The sequence below is a fragment of the Streptomyces lincolnensis genome (assembly GCF_001685355.1).
In the GTDB taxonomy this organism is placed as follows: domain Bacteria; phylum Actinomycetota; class Actinomycetes; order Streptomycetales; family Streptomycetaceae; genus Streptomyces; species Streptomyces lincolnensis.
On the sequence record NZ_CP016438.1, the window covers coordinates 9,920,328 to 9,940,435 of the forward strand.

General features: G+C 69.3%; 18 protein-coding genes and 1 pseudogene. 7 read left to right on the top strand and 12 right to left on the bottom strand.

The window, feature by feature from the left end; all coding sequences use genetic code 11:
- Positions 1–71 precede the first annotated feature (71 nt).
- From SLINC_RS43770 to SLINC_RS43785, 4 genes are all read right to left on the bottom strand, one after another.
- Positions 72–2,135 carry a glycoside hydrolase gene (locus SLINC_RS43770; RefSeq protein WP_067444009.1) on the bottom strand — a complete coding sequence of 688 codons (2,064 nt, stop codon included), beginning with the start codon at positions 2,133–2,135 and terminating at the stop codon, positions 72–74.
- A gap of 72 nt (positions 2,136–2,207) precedes the next feature.
- On the bottom strand, positions 2,208–3,854 hold the full coding sequence (locus tag SLINC_RS43775; RefSeq protein WP_107406766.1) for a glycoside hydrolase family 43 protein: 1,647 nt from the start codon (positions 3,852–3,854) through the stop codon (positions 2,208–2,210).
- A 405-nt stretch (positions 3,855–4,259) separates the two neighbouring features.
- A complete protein-coding gene (locus SLINC_RS49795; RefSeq protein WP_237282030.1) occupies positions 4,260–4,574 on the bottom strand; it encodes a hypothetical protein in 315 nt (104 codons plus the stop codon).
- A 17-nt stretch (positions 4,575–4,591) separates the two neighbouring features.
- Complete coding sequence (locus SLINC_RS43785; RefSeq protein WP_067444015.1) at positions 4,592–5,629, bottom strand: cellulase family glycosylhydrolase; 1,038 nt, start codon at positions 5,627–5,629, stop codon at positions 4,592–4,594.
- 501 nt (positions 5,630–6,130) lie between these two features.
- Here SLINC_RS43785 and SLINC_RS43790 point away from each other — a divergent pair.
- The 3 genes from SLINC_RS43790 (at position 6,131) to msrA (ending at position 9,626) form a co-directional block, all read left to right on the top strand.
- On the top strand, positions 6,131–7,516 hold the full coding sequence (locus SLINC_RS43790; RefSeq protein WP_237282031.1) for a prolyl oligopeptidase family serine peptidase: 1,386 nt from the start codon (positions 6,131–6,133) through the stop codon (positions 7,514–7,516).
- A 148-nt stretch (positions 7,517–7,664) separates the two neighbouring features.
- Positions 7,665–8,936, top strand: coding sequence for a poly(ethylene terephthalate) hydrolase family protein (locus SLINC_RS43795; RefSeq protein WP_067444020.1), 1,272 nt, complete (start codon positions 7,665–7,667; stop codon positions 8,934–8,936).
- Positions 8,937–9,110: 174 nt separating this feature from the next.
- Entirely contained in the window at positions 9,111–9,626 is a 516-nt protein-coding gene (gene msrA / locus SLINC_RS43800; protein ID WP_067444022.1) for a peptide-methionine (S)-S-oxide reductase MsrA, read from the top strand.
- Positions 9,627–9,748: 122 nt separating this feature from the next.
- Here the strand turns inward: msrA and SLINC_RS48300 are convergent, their stop codons facing one another.
- Complete coding sequence (locus SLINC_RS48300; RefSeq protein WP_159425409.1) at positions 9,749–9,907, bottom strand: hypothetical protein; 159 nt, start codon at positions 9,905–9,907, stop codon at positions 9,749–9,751.
- A gap of 4 nt (positions 9,908–9,911) precedes the next feature.
- Positions 9,912–10,247: a hypothetical protein gene (locus tag SLINC_RS43805; RefSeq protein WP_067444024.1), complete on the bottom strand. Its 336-nt coding sequence runs from the start codon at positions 10,245–10,247 to the stop codon at positions 9,912–9,914.
- A gap of 170 nt (positions 10,248–10,417) precedes the next feature.
- Here SLINC_RS43805 and SLINC_RS43810 point away from each other — a divergent pair, with 170 nt between their 5' ends.
- Positions 10,418–10,948 carry a hypothetical protein gene (locus SLINC_RS43810; RefSeq protein ID WP_067444026.1) on the top strand — a complete coding sequence of 177 codons (531 nt, stop codon included), beginning with the start codon at positions 10,418–10,420 and terminating at the stop codon, positions 10,946–10,948.
- Position 10,949: 1 nt separating this feature from the next.
- Here SLINC_RS43810 and SLINC_RS46845 read toward each other — a convergent pair whose 3' ends face one another.
- Positions 10,950–11,048, bottom strand: a complete 99-nt coding sequence (locus SLINC_RS46845) for a DUF397 domain-containing protein (RefSeq protein WP_159425410.1) — start codon at positions 11,046–11,048, stop codon at positions 10,950–10,952.
- Positions 11,049–11,651: 603 nt separating this feature from the next.
- On the opposite strand from SLINC_RS46845, the pseudogene SLINC_RS43820 reads away from it, so the two are divergent.
- Positions 11,652–12,098, top strand: a pseudogene (locus tag SLINC_RS43820) (transposase family protein); the annotation flags it as partial.
- Positions 12,099–12,117: 19 nt separating this feature from the next.
- Here the strand turns inward: SLINC_RS43820 and SLINC_RS43825 are convergent.
- The 5 genes from SLINC_RS43825 to SLINC_RS43845 are packed head-to-tail and all read right to left on the bottom strand — an operon-like array spanning position 12,118 to position 16,644.
- A complete protein-coding gene (locus SLINC_RS43825) occupies positions 12,118–13,341 on the bottom strand; it encodes a phytanoyl-CoA dioxygenase family protein (RefSeq protein WP_067444031.1) in 1,224 nt (407 codons plus the stop codon).
- A 10-nt stretch (positions 13,342–13,351) separates the two neighbouring features.
- Positions 13,352–13,828, bottom strand: a complete 477-nt coding sequence (locus SLINC_RS43830; protein ID WP_237282032.1) for a flavin reductase family protein — start codon at positions 13,826–13,828, stop codon at positions 13,352–13,354.
- Between the two features lie 60 nt (positions 13,829–13,888).
- A complete protein-coding gene (locus SLINC_RS43835; RefSeq protein ID WP_067444036.1) occupies positions 13,889–14,335 on the bottom strand; it encodes a cupin domain-containing protein in 447 nt (148 codons plus the stop codon).
- Between the two features lie 26 nt (positions 14,336–14,361).
- Complete coding sequence (locus SLINC_RS43840) at positions 14,362–15,399, bottom strand: NAD-dependent epimerase/dehydratase family protein (RefSeq protein WP_067444038.1); 1,038 nt, start codon at positions 15,397–15,399, stop codon at positions 14,362–14,364.
- A 24-nt stretch (positions 15,400–15,423) separates the two neighbouring features.
- On the bottom strand, positions 15,424–16,644 hold the full coding sequence (locus SLINC_RS43845) for a class I SAM-dependent methyltransferase (protein ID WP_079165010.1): 1,221 nt from the start codon (positions 16,642–16,644) through the stop codon (positions 15,424–15,426).
- Between the two features lie 329 nt (positions 16,645–16,973).
- Here SLINC_RS43845 and SLINC_RS43850 point away from each other — a divergent pair, with 329 nt between their 5' ends.
- Both SLINC_RS43850 and SLINC_RS43855 read left to right on the top strand, forming a co-directional pair.
- Positions 16,974–18,815 carry an AfsR/SARP family transcriptional regulator gene (locus tag SLINC_RS43850; protein ID WP_067444045.1) on the top strand — a complete coding sequence of 614 codons (1,842 nt, stop codon included), beginning with the start codon at positions 16,974–16,976 and terminating at the stop codon, positions 18,813–18,815.
- Between the two features lie 48 nt (positions 18,816–18,863).
- Positions 18,864–20,063 carry an MFS transporter gene (locus SLINC_RS43855; protein ID WP_067444046.1) on the top strand — a complete coding sequence of 400 codons (1,200 nt, stop codon included), beginning with the start codon at positions 18,864–18,866 and terminating at the stop codon, positions 20,061–20,063.
- Positions 20,064–20,108 lie beyond the last annotated feature (45 nt).

Here is a 20,108-nt window from a genome sequence, read left to right on the forward strand (position 1 = left end):
GGGATGCGTCGGATGGTCGATGTGGGGGTGGGGGGCGCTCCCATCGGCAGCGCCCCCCACGGCACGGTCGGTCAGCAGGTCGAGTTGGTCTGGGTGAGGAGGCCGAGCCGCCACGGCAGCAGGTTGTAGTCGCCGCCCGCGTTCGGGTTCATGCCCTGGTAGAGGTACTGGAGCCGGCAGGAGGGGATGGTGAGCGTCTGGTCGTACCCGGCGCGGATCATCTCGCCGTGGCTGATGTCCCTGGTCCAGCCTCCCGAGGGGAAGGCGACGTTGTTCGACCTGGCGAAGGGGTTGCCCTCGGACGCGGCCAGTTGCGTCCAGGAGCCGGCGAGGTTGCTCGTCGTCCAGGAGCGGAAGTAGCGTCGGCCGTCCGACCCGATGGCCTCGACGAGAAGCAGGTACTGGTTGGAGCCCTGCACCTTGTACACGTTGCTCGCCTCGAACATGGCGAACTTGGAGTCCTGGGCCGCGATGACGGTGTTGGTGAAGCCGTTCGGGAACTGGCCGACGGTCGTCTGGGAGCGGTACAAGTGGCCGTTGTCGTCGGAGGAGAACAGGTAGCAGTTGGCGCTGTCGCAGATCACCCACATGTCGACCCAGTGCCCGTTGCCGATGTTCTGCCTGATGATGTCGGGCATCGACGAGTAGAAGTTGCGCGGGGCGCTCCACCCGTTCGGATTGCTGATGTCCGGGTTCGTGGAGTACGACGCGTTGCCGGTCTGGTACACGAGGTACCACAGGCGCTGCGGCGCGTTGTAGAAGACCTGCGGCGCGGCCCGGTACCCGCGTCCGATGGAGGTGCGGTCCAGATAGTGGTGTGTGGCCGAGCCGGCCTGTGACCAGTCACTGAAGTTCAGGTACACCAGGTTGTATCCGGAGGAGCTCGCGGTACTGGCGAACACGTGGTACTTGCCGTTGTACTGGACGACCGTCGGATCCTTGATCCCGGCGATGTTGTGGGTGGCGTCCGACTTCGGCGAGATCAGCGTCCCGCTGGAGCTCCAGGAGAAGCGGGAGGGCAGCGCGGCGGCGGACCGGGGCGCGGGGGCGTCCGTCTGCTTCGCCGCGCGGGCACCGCCCATGGAGGTCAGCACCGACTGGTAGGCCGGCTTCTTGTTTCCCCCGCGGTCGAACAGCAGGGGGTTCTCGCCACTGCGCCAGGAGTCGCTGTCGCGGATGCCCCAGACGGTGATGCCGGTGCAGCGAGGCACGTTCATGCAGGCCCGGACGGTGTTCGCGTACGCGTTCGGCGACGCCTGCGCGATGTCCAGTTCGGTGATCTGTACGTCCACGCCGAGGGCGGCGAAGCTCGACAGCGTCGTCTGGAAGCTGGCGGGCGGGCCGCCGGCGCCGAAGTGGGCCTGGAGGCCCACGCAGTCGATGGGCACGCCGCGCGCCTTGAAGTCGCGCACCATGCGGTACACGCCCTGGGTCTTGGCGTCGTTCCAGTTCTCGATGCTGTAGTCGTTGTAACAGAGCTTGGCCGCCGGGTCGGCCGTCCGGGCCGTGCGGAACGCCTGCTCGAGGAAGCCGTTGCCCAGCACGTCCCGGAAGACCGAGCCGCGCAGCTGGCCGCTGCCGCCGTCGGCGAAGGCCTCGTTGACCACGTCCCAGGAGTGGATCCGGCCCTTGTAGCGGTTCATCACCGTGGTGATGTGGTTGTTCATCACGCCGCGCAGTGTGTTCGCGTCCCTGATGGCCTTGACCCAGTCGGGCAACTGGGAGTGCCACACCAGCGTGTGGCCCCGCATGCGCTGACCGCGGGCCGCCGCCCGGTTCATGATCTGGTCGGCGGCGCCGAAGGAGAACTGCCCGCGAGAGCGCTCGGTCGCGTCCCACTTCATCTCGTTCTCAGCTGTCACCGAGTTGAACTCGCGGTCCAGGATGCCGGTGTACGTGCCGTCGCCGAGCCTGCCGGCGGCCACCGCTGTCCCGAAGTACCGTCCGGACTGGGCGGCTTGCGCGCCGAGGGTGGAGGCTCGCACGCCGTCGGGCGCCGCTGGCGCTTTGGACGCTGCGGGCGCCACGGGAGCTTTGGACGCGGCGGTCGCGGCCTCCGGCGCCACCAGGGCGGCCAAGGCCAGCAGGGATAACACCGAGGCCCGGCGACGACCGAGCCGTTTCAGCGGGTTCATGGTTCTCCTCGTGCGGGGGGAGGGGGGTTGAGTTGGTGCGATCGATGGGATCGGCGGCCGGGGGGGATCGGGTCAGGGCGTGGACAGCTCGAACCGCTGGACGCGGACCGCGCCGCCGAGTGCCTGGGTGGCGTGGTTGAAGAGAGCGAATCGGTACCCCATGAAGAACCGCCAGTCGTTGCCCATGGAGAAGGACGGGCCGAGGCGGACGAAGTTGGTGCCGTCGGTGCTGAAGGAGAAGGTTCCCGGGCGTGCGGCGCCAGGGCGGATGTCCGCGGCCGCGCGCAGCCGGACGCGGCTGCCGGTCACGGTCGCGCTCGCGACCTCGGTGCCGGTGCCGGTGGTGTTCCAGTTGCCGTCCATGGTCAGCCGGTTGACCATCACCACCCGCGTCACGCCACCGTCGCGCTTGACACCGATCCAGGCGGAGGAGTCACGCAGCAGCGCGAGCCCGGCCCGGTCGCCGTCGCGCATCGCCGAGAAGTCGAGATCGACGGTGGCCGTGGAGGTGGGGCCCTGGATGCGGTGGGTGAGGGTGTTGCGGGCCCAGTACAGATCGTTGGTGACGGTCGCGGTCCGCAGGGTGAGGCCGTTGTTCACCGACCACCTGGTGTTGTCCGGGTTGTGGTTCCACTCCCACTTCGGCTTCAGCACCGTGCCGTCGAAGGTGTCGACGCCGATCATGGGAGTGACCTGCCGGGGTGGAGCGGGCACGATCGGGCTGGGATACGACTGGCCCCACGCGCCGTTGACGAGCTGCACGACGGGCCAGCCGTCCGAGGTCCAGGTGATGGGCGCCAGGGCAGGGACCCGGCCGCCGGGGTAGGCGTCCACGAAGGCCAGGTAGTACCAGGCCCCGCTCTGCGTCTGCACCAGCCCGCCCTGGTGCGGGACGCCGCCGCCGGGGATGGGCCCGCGCAGGTCGAGGAGGACCTGGCGCATCGTGTACGGACCGAAGGGGCCGCTCGACGACTTGAGGATGTACTGGCCGTTCGCGGGCCGGGTCAGGAAGATGTAGTACTGCCCGTTGATCTTGTAGAAGCGCGCGCCCTCCAGGGTTCCGACACTCGACGGTGTGGTGAACACCTGCTGTGCGCGGACCTGGGTGCGGCCGTCGGGGGAGAGTTGGGCCACGCTGATGGTGGTGTTGCCGTACGCCACGTACAGGGTGTCGTCGCTGTCCACGAGCAGCCCGGCGTCGTAGTAGGGCGTGCTGATCGTGGTGAGCCTGTTCCACGGTCCCTCGACGGCCGTGGCGGTGTAGATGTACGTTCGGGCGAAGTCGATCTGGCCGAGCCAGTAGAAGGTTCCGTTGCTCGGACGGTGGGCCAGCGATGACGCCCAGATGCCCCGGACGTAGCCACGACCGCCGTTCAGGTCGTACTTGGTACCGAAGTCGAGGCTCGGCACCGAGTGTCCGGCGATCTCCCAGTTCACCAGGTCGTACGAGCGCAGGACGGGTGCGCCGGGCGAGTAGTGCATCGTGGAGGCCGAGGCGTAGTAGGTGGCGCCGACGCGGATGACGTCGATGTCCGCGAAGTCCTGCCAGATGACCGGGTTCGTGTACTGCGCCGCGGCCGCGAGGCCGGACCCTGGCACGAGGCCGGGGGCCGCTGCGCCGCGCCCGGCTCCGACCAGGGGAAGAAGGGAACCCGCCACCAGACCGGTGGCCGCGGCCAGCGCTCGACGGCGATCCCATTGCTGATGAGGGCATGACATATCCATGGCGTTCTCCTTGCGCGGCCGGGCCGTTGGGGTTGGCGCGTGGAGCAGCCGTCAGTCTCAGGACTGAGCGGCAGGTGCCGTTCGTGATGTCGGAGTGCAACCGACACATCGAGCACTCTGGATGATAGAAGGCCGATACATCCCGTCAATACCTTCCGCATGATTCGGTTTTCACATCGAAATGTTTCGTTGGATCGGCATGCCAGGAGGACTCTGCTTCGCCCCGCCATCTGCGCTCGCGCGCACGGTCGCTTAAGGCGTTGACCCTGGAATGGATCCCGCTTCGATCGCGATCCTGGACGAATCTTGCGTACATCGCCGGCTGTGTCGGGTGTGCGGCATTCAGTCACATCGCGCCTCGGAGCGGGAAGTCACCCCATTCCTGAACACCGCCTTCGTTCAGGATGTCGAGCCGGTCACCGTGCTTCCCGACTTGGTCACGTAGTACGTCGTGGTGGCACCGCTCCAGAAGTGGAAGGTGAGCTTCACGCGCGTGTCGCCCTTCACCGCGTCGAGGAAGGCGGGAGTGAGCCGGATGCTGTTCGTGGCCTTGTCCGGTGCGAACGCGGTGTTGAACTGCTGGTAGGGAGTCCAGCTGGTCGGGCCGGCGTTGCCGCCGTCCGCGTAGGTGGCCTCCATCGTCGCCAGCACGTCACCCCGGAACTGCGTGGGGATCCGGAACGCGTTCGTCGTCCCGGTCGTGTCCGACTGCACCGGAGTCTCCTGGGTGATCACCTGGATCCGCCAGGGACGCCCCGGGAGAACTCGGCCTGAAGCGTCGCGTTGACACCATGGGCGCGGTTCCCGACGAGCCGGGTGAGCGCTGCCGCCTTCAACGTCAGCCGGTTGCCGGCCAGGGTGTAGTCCTTGCGGTTGACCAGCTTCGCCGTGCCGTGCTTGAGAGCCTTGAAGGTGGCTCCGTTCAGGTTCAGGGTGAGCGTGCGGTCCTTGACGCGGCCGGTCTTCGGCACGAACACGTTGTCCGTGGAGGCGGTGGCCGAGCGCGTGCTCCAGCTCGACTTGATCTGGCCGTACATCCCGGCGTCCTTCCACCGCAGCTTGTCGCGGTCGAAGAAGGCGCCGTTGTCCCACAGGACGGTGGTGACCTTGTTGGTGCGGGCGGTGTGGCCGAACGCCTCGAAGTACTTCTGCATCTCCCCGCGTTCCACGGCGCCGGGGCCGTGGTCGTAGCCGAGCAGCCCGTACTCCCCGATGACGACGGGGATGTTCTTGGCGACGAAGGTGTCGTGTATCCGCTTGAAGGTCTGGCTCAGGTCCTTCTGAACCGTGGTGTCGAAGCGAGTCGTGCCGGCGACGTTCACGCTGAACGGGAAGTAGCCGTAGTAGTGCACGGTGGCGATCAGCCGCGGGTCGTGCAGCGACTTGATCGTGGTGGCGAGGTTGTTCATCAGCCGCTGGTCCGGTGTGCAGACCTCGGTGGGCAGCATGAGCAGGCGCTTGGTGTTGTTGCCGCCCGACTTGCGCACGATGCTGTGGAACGACCTGTTCAGCTCGTTGAGCAGTTCCGCCTTCCGGGTGTTGTCGGCGCTCTCGAACCGGGGCTCGTTGATGCTCTCGAAGACCAGCTTGGCGGACTCGTTCCGGAAAGAGGTGGCGATCTGGGTCCAGGTGGCGTTGAAGCGGGTGAGCACCTTGTCGTGGTCGGTGGACATGGAGTCGGCCCACTGCCAGGAGTCGTGGTGGATGTCGAGTATCACGTAGAAACCGCTGTCGAGTGCCTGGTCGACCACCTGCTTGACCCGCTTCAAGTACGCCGGATCGATGGTGTAGTTGGGTGCGCCTCTCGGGCCGGGCGTCGTCGCCGAACTCCCCGAAGACCGTGCCGTAGGCGAGGACGCCCGCGGCCGCCACCGCCAGCGGCGTACCCACTGCCGGCCGGAGGTTGCGTCGGCGGTGGTGTGGGACCTGCTGCTTCTTCATTGCTCATCCGCTCTGCAAGATCGAGCCGCTATCTCCCCCAGTTGCCGACGACGGACAGGAAGTTGCCGACCTTCACAGAAAGCGCACAGATTCATCCGCTGTCTGCCTGCCTCCGCCGGCCCCATTGGGATTGATGCGCTTAACGCATGCACAGATCTCGGTTCGATGCTGGACGCCGATCCGCCAATGCTTCGAAACTCTCGCGTAACACCTCGACCTGCCCAGCGGACGCCGGGCTCTGCGAGCCGAGTCGGCACGCCCCTCGCGCGACGGCGCACCCGTGCGGGTACCCCACAAGTCCGATACGGAGACGAGGATCCATGAGACGGATGACCAGACGTACGGCGCTCGCGGTCGCAGCAGGTGCGGTCGCGGCGCCGGCCGTGAGTACGGCGACCGCCTCGGCCGCCGACACCACGACGGCCGCATCCCGAGGACGACAAGCGGCCACCGGGCGCAATCCGGTCCTGCGAACGGACCTTGTCACGCAGGTGACGCCCAGGAACAACTGGCTGGTGATCGCCGTCGTCCTCCAGTACGCGCACCCTGTTGACCTGCGCGGCGGAGCAATCCCGCCCTCGGCCTTCGAGGTGAAGGCCACCGTGGGCGGACAAACGGCGGCTCGCACGGTGACCCGGATCTACTCCGGCACCACCGCCGCAACGGATCACCGATCTCACCCGGGACGGCCGGGGGACCGCCTGGTCATCGAACTCGACCCCAACGACTCCAACGCACGCGCCGCGGGCACCGACCCCTACCCGCTCGACCGCGCCTACTCCGTCAGACAAGTGGCCGACGTGCACGGCTCGGACGGCGAACCAGTGCTCAAGGCGGGCCCGTTCGCGAGCCGGAACGACGACGTCATCACTCCCGTGGTCGACGACTTCAGCGCCGGTTCGTTCACCGACTCCGCAGGTTTCGAACTGGACTTCCGGCTGTACCAGCCCGAGGGATTCGTACGGAACCCGCAGACACGCACGCGATACCCGCTCGTCGTCACCCTGCACGGCGGCGGCGAAGTCGCGGACAACAACATGACCCAGCTCACCGGCAACCGGATCGCGGTCACCTTCGCCAAACCGGAACGACAGCGCCGCGACCCGGCGTTCGTCCTCTCCCCGCAGGTCCCCCTGCCCCGTCCCATGGACGGACCCGACGGCACGGACTGGACCGACGCCAAGGTCCAGGCCGCTCTGATCGAACTCATCGACACCTTCGTGAGCGAGCACCCCCGCACCGTGGACACATCCCGGCTCTATCTCGTGGGCCTGTCCTCGGGCGGGCGCGGTACCTACAGCCTGCTGGCCAAGCGCCCCGACACGTTCGCGGCCGCCCTGCCCACGGCCGGCTGGGGCGACCCGGCCATCATGGAAAGGATCACGCACATCCCGATCTGGGCCGACCACTCCGTCGACGACCCGGTCGTCCCCTACCGGGAGGGCAGGTTCGGCAAGCCCGGAACCTGGGCACTGATGAACGCGCTGGAGACCGCCGGTGCCCGCGTCAGCCGGGGGGAGTGGGCCAACGATCTGCCGAAGGCACAGTTCGAGGCCCGGTCCCGGGAGCTCATACGGCAGGCCCGGGCCACGCACAGCCACGTCCTGTTCACGAGCTACACGGCCGGAACGACACCGGTGAACCCACACCTCTCATGGGCCCAGACGTATGAGAACGACGTGGTCATCGACTGGCTCTTCGCACAGTCCCGGTAGCCGCCGCACGCGGGGGTCCCTTCCCTCTTCCGCAGGCGCACCCCGCTGTCCGGTCACCGCGACCTCACTGCTATCCGGAGGTAGAGCAATGCGTCCATCCAGTAGCTCCCCTCATACGCCCGCACCGTTACGGACCCGACCCCGTGCCGTGAGAGCACTGATCGCCCTGGCGACCACGATCGGCCTGGCGCTGACCCTGCTGACGGCCGTCGCTCCACCGGCGGCCGCCGCAGACCTGCTGTCCCAGGGCAAACCCGCCACCTCCTCGTCCACCGAGAAGGCGTCCACGCCCGCGTCGGCGGCGGTGGACGGCGACACCAGGACGCGCTGGTCCAGCACGTTCGGTGACCGGCAGTGGCTGCGAGTCGACCTGGGCGCCAACGCCACCATCAGCCAAGTCGTGCTGCGGTGGGAGACCGCGTACGCCCGCGCGTTCCAGATCCAGACCTCCGACGACGGCACCGCCTGGACCACCATCCACTCGACCACGACCGGCACCGGCGGCGTGCAGACCCTCGACGTCGACGGCAGCGGCCGGTACGTCCGCATCCACGGCACCCAGCGCGGCACCGCCTACGGCTACTCGCTGTGGGAGTTCCAGGTGTACGGCTCCGGCACGGGCACCCCTCCGGGCAACGGCATCCCGGACCCGACGACCGCTTCCCTGGAAGCCGCCAACGGGCCGCTGACCACCGCCACTTACACCGTTCCCAGCCCGAGCGGGTACGGCTCGGGCACGGTCACATACCCCACGAGCAGGGGCTCGTACCCGGGTGTCGTACTGATGCCGGGCTACCAGGGAACACAGCAGAACCTGCGATGGCTCGCACCTCGCCTCGCCTCCTGGGGCTTCGTCGTCATCAACGTCGGAACCAATACGCTCACCGACGACCCCGCATCGCGCGGCCGCCAGATCACCGCCGCCGGCACCCAGCTGCTCGCCCTCGGCAACACCGCCGGCACCCCGGTATCCGGGAAGCTCAACGGCACGCTCGGCGCCGTCGGCCATTCGATGGGCGGCGGTGGCGTCATGGCGGCCCTCCGGGACGACCCGCGCTTCCGGGCGGGCGTGCCGACGGCCCCGTACTACCCGAACATGAACTTCTCCGCGGTCACCGATCCCACGTTCTTCCTGACCTGTCAGAGCGACGCCGTCGCCCACGGCAACACCTACGCGGTGCCCTGGTACACCTCCATGTCGCAGGCCGAGAAGCTCTACATCGAGGTTCCGGGCGACCATCTGTGTCCGATGACGGACTACGGCGACAAGGCCAAGCAGGGCAAGTGGATCGTGTCGTTCCTCAGCCTCTGGCTGCGCGCCGACACCCGTTTCAGCCCGTTCCTGTGCGGTCCCGTACGGGACGCCGACCAGAACGACACATCCCTGGTCACGCGCTGGATGGACACCTGCCCGCTCTGAGCGTGTCGATGGCGGGCGGCCGGACGGTCCGGCCGGCGGGCGTCACCGATCTGATAGGTGATGACGTTGTCATGCGATGCGTCACCTGTCAAAATGGTGACTAGGTGGGGGTTTCCGGGTCGGCGTGCGAGCCTGGACCCTGCGCAACAGACATGGACGGAAAGGTGAGATGCCATGAGCGACGCCGAGGAGAGGGCACTGCTGGCGGGCGGCTGTTTCTGGGGCATGCAGGAGCTGATCCGTTCACTGCCCGGCGTGCTGGGCACCCGAGTGGGCTACAGCGGCGACGACGACAAGCCCAACGCCACTTACCGCGACCACGGAAAGCACGCCGAGTCGATCGAGATCACCTTCGATCCCACGGCCACCGACTACCGCGCGATCCTGGAGTACTTCTTCCAGATCCACGACCCGAGCACGAGGAACCGCCAGGGCAACGACATCGGCCTCAGCTACCGCTCCGCCATTTTCTACCTCGACGACGAGCAGCGCCGTATCGCGCAGGACACCATCGCCGACGTCGAGGCGTCCGGGCTGTGGCCGGGCCCGGTGGTGACCGAGGTCGTGCCGGCCGGCGCGTTCTGGGAGGCCGAGCCGGAGCACCAGGACTACCTCCAGCGCTACCCGGACGGCTACACCTGCCACTTCCCGCGCCCCAACTGGCGCCTGCCCAAGCGCAGCGAGTCCTGAACACCTGAACACCAGCGCGGCCGGGAGGGACATGCCCCTCCCGGCCGCGTGCCGTTGCCACCTCGTAGGCCCGGACCGTCGTCCTGCGTGCCCACGGGTCCTGGAAGTGTCGGACGCTGATCTCAGAGGCGGGTGAAGACGGTGGGGGCCTCCTGCGGCAGGTTGTGACCGATGTCCGCGATCGTGCGGTGCAGGTAGGGGCCGGCCTGGTGCTCTGTCGAGGCGGCGTCGCGCGGTCCGGAAAGGATCGCGGGACGCCCGAGGTGGTTCACGAGGTCCACGAGGTCAGGGAGTGAGGGTGTAGACCTTGCAGTCGGCACAGCCCTTGTGCTGGGAGGCCTGGAAGTTCCCGGTGGAGTTCGCGATGGTGGCCTTGTCGTTGTTGTGGAGCCAGTTCTTCCATGTGCCGTTCGTCTTGACCCGGACCCAGGCGTGCCCGTCGCAGGACGTGCCCGTCTTCTGGGTGTAGGCCAGCGTGCGGCTGCTGTAGGCGTCGTACTGGGTCACGCGGCCGTCGCAGGTGCGCTTGATGGTGGTCTCGCCGGCCGACGCGGGTGCGGCGGCGATCATGACTGTCCCGACGGCGGCGGCAACGGCGCCCAGCTTGGCTCGGATACCCATGGTGATCCCTTTCCCCCGGATGCTGCTCCAGTGGTCGTGCGCCCGGTAGTCCCAGGCGCACGGACATTCTGCGGAGTCACCGCTGTCCGGTGTACCTACAACCTTTCAGGTTCCGGCCCACGCCCTCCGCCGCCAAAGTGGCGGGTGGGACATCAACGGGGAGGGACCACATGACCATCCGTACTGCCAGGCCTCGCCTGGCCACCACCGCCGTTCTGGGCGCCGCCCTCGGGGCCACCCTGGCCCTGGGCACGCTGCCCGCCTCAGCTGCCGTCTCCGACGGCTATATCAGCGGTGGTGGCAGCTTCCGCAACGACTGGTCCGACGAGAGGGTGGCCGCCGACTACTACCCGCGGTCCAATGCCGCCTGCCTGTGGCAGAAGGTCCTGTGGGCGGAGGGCCTGCTCACGAACTCCGAGGTCGACGGCGCCTTCGGCGGCAACACCGCTCATCAAACAGGGAGGCTCCAGTCCCGCTGGGGGATACCCACGAGCGAGAAGGCCGACCACGGCACCTTCACCAAGGCCGCAGGCCGGCTGAAGTTCGTCTCCGGCAGCACCGCGAGCGGCAAGAAGCTGGAGCTCAAGTACAACGGCGCCGCGCACGACTTCACCGTGCGGCGCAATGAGCGTGGGCAGTACGGGTTCTACCTGGACGATGCTTGGAGGGCCGCCACGTACAAGAAGCGCACCTGCATCTGACCTACAGGGACTCCACGAAGCGGGCCCACGCGCGGGTGGGGAACACCAGCGCGGGGCCCTGCGGGGCTTTGGAGCCGCGGACAGGGACGGTTACTTCCACCAAGGGCCAGGGACGCCAAGGGCGGCAGTGCGACGGCGCTGAGCAGATCGTACTTGCGGCGGTACCCCTTCACACTGGACAGGAAATCGATGACCCTTCCGTCGCCCCCGCATACCCGCTCTTCGATGGTGGCGCCCTTGCCGGTGAGGCCGCAGGCGATGGCCGCTGCGACGAGACCTCCTTCATGCCGGCGATGCCGAAACGATTCGCCGCTTTGCAGCCGCGGTTGAGGTGGATGCCGAGCTGGTCGCCCCGGCGCCTGCGTTTGCCGAAGGCGCTCCACCAGCCGTTGTCCTGGCAGATCCGCCAGGCGGTCCGCTCGGCCATCGCCTCACCGCCGGCGTGGGCCTCGTCGAGAAGGAAGCGGTGCCCGAACTCGGGATCGTCGCGGTGCGCGTCGAACAGAGCGTTGGCCTGGTATGCCTCGGTCAGTTCGGCGTCGGTGGCAGACCGGGCCAGCCACCGGTGGGAGGGCTGGCGGGCCAGCCCGAGCACCCGGTACGTCACCGCCACCCGCACCCGGTAAGGGGCATCGGCGGCGGCCAGCTCACGGACGAGCGGTACATCATTTTGCCGGCAGGTTCGCCTGCGACAGATAAGCCGCACGCCTACACGGCAGCCCTCGTCGACCTGCTCGCCGACCGCGTGCCCGAACTGCTGCGCGCCCTGCGCGAAGCCGGCCCCGACTACGTCCTGCTGGACGGCACCCTCGCAGAGTACGACCGGGGCGGCGACAGCCGGGCCGACTTCTCACAAAAACACCGACGCCACGGAGTGAACGTCCAGGTGGTAACCGATCCAGCCGGACGACTGCTGTGGATCTCGCCCGCCCTGCCCGGCCGTGCGCACGACCTGACGCCCACCCAGCAAACCGTCAACCGCGCGCTGTCCGCAGCCCGGGCACCGGGCGAGCGCGGCGTCGCACGGCTCAAGTCCTGGCGGATCTTCCGCAAAGCCCGATGCAGTCCGAATCGGATGTCGTCAATCGCCGCCGATGGTCAGCAGGCAGCTGTCGGGGTCTGCCGCGTCGATGATCCCGGTGCCCGGTGAGACCTTCTCTGTACGGTTCTCAGCCCAAGTCGTCTTCACCGGACCGGTCCGGGACCGCGTCGGGTCGGCTTCGGCGCCGGTGCGCTGCCGCCGCCAGGTCTGCGCGGAGCGCGCCGGCGCTTCGGCCGCTCTCCAGCGCCCGCCGTACGAGGTCCGCCTGGGACGGCGGGGCGAGGCCGTCGACCGGTGCGTCCAGATCCAGGTTGGTGGGGAAGGCGTAGCCCTCGGCGCAGGCCGCCACGACGCACCGTAGCCAGTGTGGTGGGGCTCCCTCGGCCTTGCGCCGCAGCAACACCGGGTACACCGCGTTCACCATCGCCTCCCGGTCGACGGTCTCCATGGACCGGCCGAACGGCGAGGACACCTGGAGGAGGTTCGCCATGCGCCGCACCCCGGTCGTGCGGTTGGCCCCGGCGGCGTGGAAGAGCGCCGGGCTGAAGAAGACGACGTCTCCCTTCTCCAGCGGCATCTGGACGTGATGGTCGTCGAAGTAGGCCCGGAACTCCGGCCGCTGCCAGGCGAGGTAGCCGGGTTCGTACGTCTGCGAGTACGGCAGGTACAGGGTGGGGCCCGTTTCGACCGGCATGTCGCAGTGCGCGACGGCGCCCTGCAGGGTGAGCGACGGCGCGGCCCGGTGGACGTGGGTCGGGAACGCGGCGGCGCCCTCGTCGGAGAAGAAGCCGAAGTGGTAGTCACGGTGCACGCGTTGGGCAGGGGCGCCCGGGTTGACGACGTTGACCTGCGAGGTGAGCTGGTAACCGGGTCCCAGCCAGGCCGACGACACCAGATCGGTCACGCCCTCGCCGTGGTACTCGGCGAACGCCTCCGGGTCGTGCAGCGCCAGCTTCTCGACCGCGTTCCACACCCGGTCGTTGGTGCCGGGCCTGGCGTAGTGGTCGCCCCGGGCCGAGCCCGCCGCACGCTGGTCCGCGATCATCTTCTCGAACGCTCCGGTGACCCGGTCCACGACTGACGGATCGGGATAGGCGCGCTTGCAGACGACGATGCCCGGCCCGTCCAGCAGCACCCGGACCAGCTCGGCCTGGATCTCGCGTCGCCCCGCCGGCGTACCCGCCCGTCGGCGCAGCAGTTCACCGTCGTACAGCGGGATGCCGTGGACGACGTCCGTGGCGGAAGGGACCTCCGCCGGATTCGTGGTGCGCTCCACATGGCCGCGGAAGTCGGCCAGATCGCAGTCGGACGGATTGAGCCAGCTCCGTGGACGGTCATGGATGGTGGGCATGGTGCTCCTCTCAGGGGATGACACCGGTCGTCGTGGCCGCCGGCACGGGCACCGGCCTGGCGAACGTGCGGTCGCAATAGGCGAGAGGGGGGCGGTCACCGATGTGGGTGTCCTCCACGAGCCCGACGATGATGCTGTGGTCCCCGCCGGCGAGGATGTCGTACGTGCTGCAGGCGACTCGGGCCGCCGCTTCATGCAGCCCCGGCAGCCCCTTCTCGCACGGTTCGAACTCGCTGGTGGCCACCTTCTCGCCACCCCGCGTGGCGAAGTGCCGCGCCAGATGGGCGTGTTCGGCGGCCAGGACGTTGACCAGAAAGACGCCGGCCTGGGTGAAGGCCGTGTGCGACCCGGCGTCCCTGGCCAGGCACAGCAGGACGAGCGGGGGATCGAGGGACAGCGAGCAGAAGGAACTCGCGGTGAACCCCCAGGAGCGGCCGTCGCGCGTCGTGGTCGTCGCGACCGTGACCGGAGCGGGAGTCCTGCTCATGGTCTCTGTGAACATCCGGGCGGATACGGCCATCTCACACGGTCCTTCCCCGGCTTCGGCTCATCGGCCGAGCCCGTACCGGGACAGGTCCAGCCGCTCGTTCAGCGGCGGCACCCGGACCACCTCGTCCTCGTATCGCCGGCCGGTGCGGTCGGCGTCGGAGAGGACCACGATCACCGAGTCCTCGAGGAAGACGGTGCAGTGAGCCCGGCCCCTCGGACTGACCACGGCGTCCTGGGAACCCATTTCCAGGGTGAACAGCTCGCCGTTCTCGTCCTCCTCGATGTACAGCATCCGTCCGGACGCCACGTACATGAGATGGCTCTCGTTCGCGTGCCAGTGATTGCCGCGCACGGCCGTCCGGCGGGAATTGATCACCAGCACCCCGACCGTCGGGAAGGGCGGCAGGTTGATGATCTCGCCCCGGGCGTCCCGGTACACGCCCTCCGGCGGCAGGATCCCCTCCTGGCCGGTGTAGAGGGAGCCGTTGTGCTGCTGCGATGCCATGGTTACCTCCGATTGCCCGTCAGGTTTCAGACGCGTACGCCGCGAGCGGCCTCGGCCGGTGTCCAACGAAAGGACTGCGACACGGTTCCCTCACTGCACAGCCGCTGCAGCCACAGGCTCCGGTCGCTGCGCCCCCACCCGTCCCGCCATTCGTGCTTGCCGTCCACCTGGACGGCGTCCAGGGCGTCCTCCAGCTCCGTGATGCCGACGGGAACCGTCATCGACGGCCGCCACTCGGGGAAGGCCTGCCGGAAGGCGTCGAAACGCACGCGGTAACTGCGGCGGTCGTCGTTCGTTCCGACAGCGCGCACCTGCGCGGTCGGGCGCTGCTGCCGCACGAGTTCCGCCACTTCACGGACCTCGTAGTTCTCACCCTCTCGGCCCACGTTGAACGCCTTGCCCTGCACGGTCGCCCCGTCCGCCGCGAGACACTCGGCGATGGCGGCAGCGGCGTCCCGCACGTGCAGCAGCGGACGAGCGGCCCTGCCCTCCCCGTGGACGGACACGGTGTCCCACCGCCAGGCGCAGCTCACCATGCGGTTGACCAGCAGGTCGCTGCGGAAGGAGGAACTGAGGCCGTAGAGCGTGGCGAAGCGCAGCGCCGTCGGGCAGAAGGTCCCGCCGGACAGGCTGCGGATCGCCGCCTCGGCGTCGACCTTGCTGCGTGCATAGGCGGTGAGGGGATTGACGGCGGCGTTCTCGTCCAGACCGTCGGCCGCGGCCGCTCCGTAGATGCTGCACGAGGAGGCCAGCACCAGTCGCTCCACTCCCGTGCTCCTGGCGACACGGGCCAGGTTTCCCGCCGCCCGCCCGTTGATCTCGTGCGTCGCACCCGCGTCGAGCGCGCCGCAGGCGTCGTTGCACAACGCTGCCAGGTGGACGACCGCGTCGAAGCCCAGCAGGTCCTCGGGCCTGATGTCCCGGATGTCCCGCATGGCCGCGCCGCGTCCGACAGGGTCGAAGTACCCCGCGTCCCAGCCGGTGACCGAGTGGCCGCGGGCGCGCAGGACGTCCGACAGGACCGAACCCAGGTAGCCCCGGTTTCCGGTTACGAGTACGCGCATGCCGTGCTCCTTCCTTTGGAGGTGTCACGCGATGGTCAGCTCGGGCAGGGGCGCGACGAAGTCCCCGCCGAACCGGGCGTGCCGGCGCCGGATGTCGGAGGCGTAGTTCCACGCGAAGAGCACGCAGTAGTCGATGTCCTCCTCCCGCAGCCGGGCCGTGTCACGGACCTCGATGCCGTCCCCCGGCGTGTAGAGACCGACCTTGCGCGCGTTGTCGTCCACGATCCACGGGATGTGCTCGCCGGCCCCCGACTGCGCCAGCAGGGTCACGGCGCGCGCCGAGGCGCCGTACCCGCACACCCGGCGGCCGAGGCGGGTGAGTCCGCCGATGACGTCGTTCAGACGGCTCGCCACCCTCTCGACCCGGGAGGGGAAGTCGGCCAGGAAGCTGCCGTCCGGTACACCGGCCGACGCCTCCTCGGCCAGCAGGTGTTCCACGGCGGCCGTCCGGGCGGGACGCGGCTGCCCGTCGCTGCGGCGCAGCCAGCAACGCAGGGACCCGCCCTGCGTGGGGATCCGCTGCACGTCCACGACCGTCAGCCCGTGCTCCTCGGCCACCCGGGACAGCGCGTGCAGGGAGAAGTAGGACAGGTGCTCGTGGTAGACGAACTCGAACGCGCCCTGGCCGGCCATCGGCAGCACGTGCGCCACCTCGACCACGGCGTGACCGCCGGGCTCCAACAGGACGCGGATCCCGTCCAGCACCCCGCGTACGTCGTCGACATGGGCGAGGACGTTGTTGGCGACGACCACGTCCGCGCCGCCGTGCTCCTGCCGCACCTTCTCGGCGACGGAGGCGTCGAAGAAGGCGGTCAGGCTCGGCAGCCCCCGGCGGCACGCCTCTTCGGTGAGATCCGCGGCCGGATCGATGCCCAGCACGCGCATTCCCGTGTCCCGGAAGCAGCGCAGCAGCGTGCCGTCGTTGGAGCCGATCTCGACCACGCGGTCGCCGGGTGCCAGACGACAGCGCCGGACGGCGTCCGCGGCGAGGGCGGCGCAGTGGTCGAGGAGGGCGGGGACCGCTCCGGTCGCGTAGCGGTACGCGGAGAACAGCTCCGCACGCGGTACCTCGTCGGCGAGCTGCACATGGCCGCATCCCGCGCAGCGCGCGAGATCGAGTGGGTACCGCTGCAACTCGCGGGCGTCCCGTGCGGAGCCGGTCAGGGCGTTCGCCGGCGGAGTGGGCCGGAAGGAGAAAACGGTTTCGAGTGAGGTGGCATCGCAGGTCAAACAGCCGTTGCTCATGAGTCACCATCCGCGCCGTTCGGAGTGAAGGCTGGCCGTGGCAACACTGGTCGCAGTCGATATAGGCGGGCTACGGGATCCGTACACGCCCGCCGAACGCCGGGTCACAACCCGCCCGGAGAGCGATTTCACAAGGCACGGGCATGACACTTGTGAGGCTGGGTAGTCGGTGCACCCGTACCTCTGCTCTACCTGTACCCCTGCCCCACCTGTCCCTGGCAGTTGCCCGTGGCAATCCCATCGCGCGGTGCGCGGGCCGGTGCCGCGGCTCCGCCGATGGTTGTACGGCTACACAGGGAGAACGAGTGGATTTCCGACTGTTGGGCCCCTTGGACGTTCAGAGCACCGGTCGTTCTCTGCGACTGGGCGGCAGACGATCGCGGGCCCTCCTGGCTGTCCTGCTGCTGCACCACGGCCGCACTGTCCCCATCGACACGATCACCGGCGCGATCTGGCCGGGCGAGCCGCCCAACTCGGCGCTGGCCAACATCCGCACCTATGTGCACGAGTTACGTCGCCAACTGCACCGACTGGACGACGGCGCACAGCGCCTGACCAGCCATCCGGGCGGCTACCGGATACTGGTCCGGCCCGGCGAACTGGACGTGCTCAACTTCCGGGCGCTCGTCGGCGCGGGCGAACGAGCGGTCCGCAACGCCGATCACGACGGCGCCGCCGAGTGCTTCGGCCGGGCCCTGCGCATGTGGCGGGGGAGTCCCGCGGAGGGGCTGGACGTGGGGCAGGCACTCACGGCGAAGCTGACCGTCCTGGAGGAGGAGCGGTGGTCCGCGGCCTCCGCCCTGGTCGACGCGCAACTCGCCCTGGGCCGCCATGAGCAGGTCATCCCTCGGCTGCGGGAGATACTCGCCGAGCGGCCGCTGTGCGAACGAACCTGGGGTCGGCTGATGATGGCGCTCAGCGGCGCCGGGCGCGCGGCCGAGGCTCTGGAGGTCTACCAGCAGGCCCGTCGCCGTCTGCTGGAGGAGCTGGCTGTGGAACCTGGCGGCGAGCTGCGCAGCGTGCACTCGGCCATCCTCAACGGCTCGGCCGGCCCGCTGCCTCTGTATGCTCCCGCCCCGGGCGCGGCACCGGCCCGCGCCATGGCTCCCGCTCCCTGCGACCTACCCACCCGGCCCCCCGACTTCGTCGGCCGCGAGTACCTCCTCGGGGAACTGCGCAGGATCGCGGCGTCCCAGAGCGACGCGGTCGCCGAGCGGGCCAACGCCACCGTCGTCTCCGTCTTCGGGCCCGCCGGGGTCGGCAAGACAGCGACCGTGGTGAACGCCGCCTACCAGATGCGTCCCCTGTTTCCCGACGGCCAGCTCTTCGTGTCGTTCGGCAGCGCCACCGGCGCTCCCCGCGCCACCGGCGAGGTCATGCTGGAACTCCTCGCCGCCCTCGGGCTGCCGCAGTCGGCGATCCCGGTCGACGAGCACCAGCAGACAGCGGTGTACCGGGCGATGGTCGCCGAACGCGCCATGCTCATCGTGCTGGACGACGTGGCCGACGCGGTGCAGATCCGCCCCTTTCTTCCCGGTGCCGGACGCAGCATGGCCCTCATCACGAGCCGGCCACCGCTCGTGGAACTCGACGTCCATGAGCGGTTCGCCCTGCCTCCGCTCAGCGGCACCGAGTCCCTCCAGCTCCTCGCGGCGCTGGCCGGTCGGGGGCAGGTCGACGCCGAGCCGGAGGAGGCGGTCAGGGTCGTCGAGGCATGCGACCGGCTGCCGCTGGCCCTGCGCATCGTCGGCGCCCGGCTGACCGCGGGGACGACGGCATCGTTGTCGGCGATGGCGCATCGCCTGGCGGACCACAGCCGGCGGCTGGACGAGCTCGTCGTCGGCGACCTGTCCGTCCGCACCCGGCTCACGGAGAGTTACCGTGCACTCGATCCGGTGGCCCGGTCGGCCTTCGAACGGCTCGCCTCGTCGGGCACCTCCCGCGTTTCGTCCAGCACACTCAGGACGGAGCTGGGTATTCCGGAGAGGACCGCCGATCGTGTCCTGGAGGAGCTGGTCCACCACCACTTCCTCGTTCCCGCGGAAACCCGCGGCCTCGGACGGGTTCACCGGATCCCGGAGCTGCTCCGCGCCTACGGCCGTGCCCTGCGGCGCCGGGAGACGGCGGTGGTCCCGGTCCGCGAGGCCGCGGACACCGTCCTGCTCGTGTGAGTCGGTCCCTCCCGGACCTGGGGCCCGTCGTCCAAGGAGCTGAGTCACGTGAACGAAACCGGTGCCAACACCGCGCCGTGTGCCCGTGCACCGGCGCCCTCCCGCGAGGCCGTGCGGGCCCGGATCTCGGTCTGCCTGGTTTTCGCGATCATGGGATCGGCCGTCGGAGGGTGGTCGGCGCGTGTTCCCGAGGTCCGGCATGCCGTCGGCATGGGGGAGGCCGCCTGGGGGCTGGCCAACACCGCTTCCACGGGCGGTGATCTGGTCGCCCTGGCCCTGGTCACCGTACTGATCGGGCAGACGGGCATCCGCCGGATGAGCTGGGCGGGGGCCGCCCTCCTCCTGGTCAACGCCCCTTTGATGGCGTCGGCCTCCACTCCGGTGGCGCTGATCGCGGGCCTGGCGACCTGGGGGTTCGCCGCGAGCCTGCTGTCCGTCCCCATGAACGCCCAGGCGGTTGAGGTCGAACGGAGCTACGGCCGCCCCCTGCTGTCCGGCTTCCACGCCAGTTTCAGCATCGCCGTGCTGTGCGGAGGGCTGCTGGGCACCCTGGCCGCCGCGCTGGGCGTCACCCCCGCGACGCAGATGGCCGTGACCAGTCTGGTGCTCGGCGCGTCCCTTGTGGCGACGGGCCGCTGGTTGCCCGATCAGCGGCCGGCCCCTCGCGACCGGGGCGCGGAAGGGCCGATGCGGCGCATCCGCCGACGGGTCACCCCGCGCCTGCTGCTGCTTGCCGTCATCGCCTTCCAGGCATCCTTCATCGAGGGGGCGGTGACACAGTGGAGCGCCATCTACGCCGCCGACACGCTGGGACTCGCCTCCGCGTCGGCGGCGGCGGTGTACACCACATACGCCGTGGCCATGGCGGTGACACGGCTGCGGGGCGACTGGCTGACCGAACGGCTCGGGCGGCGCAGGATGCTGCGCCTGTGCTCACTCGCGGCCGGGTTCGGCGCGGTGGCCGTGGTGGCCTGGCCGCACCCGGCCACAGCGTTCGGTGGGTTCGCGCTGCTCGGGCTGGGCATCGCCTGTGTCACTCCCATGGCCTTCGCGGTGGCGGGGAACCAGCCCGGGCTGACTGCGGGGGAGGGGGTCTCGGTGGCGGTCGTCGGGCAGTGGCCCGGCTTTCTCCTCGCGCCTCCCGTGATCGGCGCGCTGGCCGGCCAGTGGGGTCTGCGGGCGGCCCTGGCGACGCTGCTCGTCGCGGTCCTGGGCGTGGCGATCGCCGCCCGCGCGGTGCCGCAGTGAGCAGCGCTCAGGCCGTGGGTTCGGTGAGGTGCGTGAGGGGCCAGA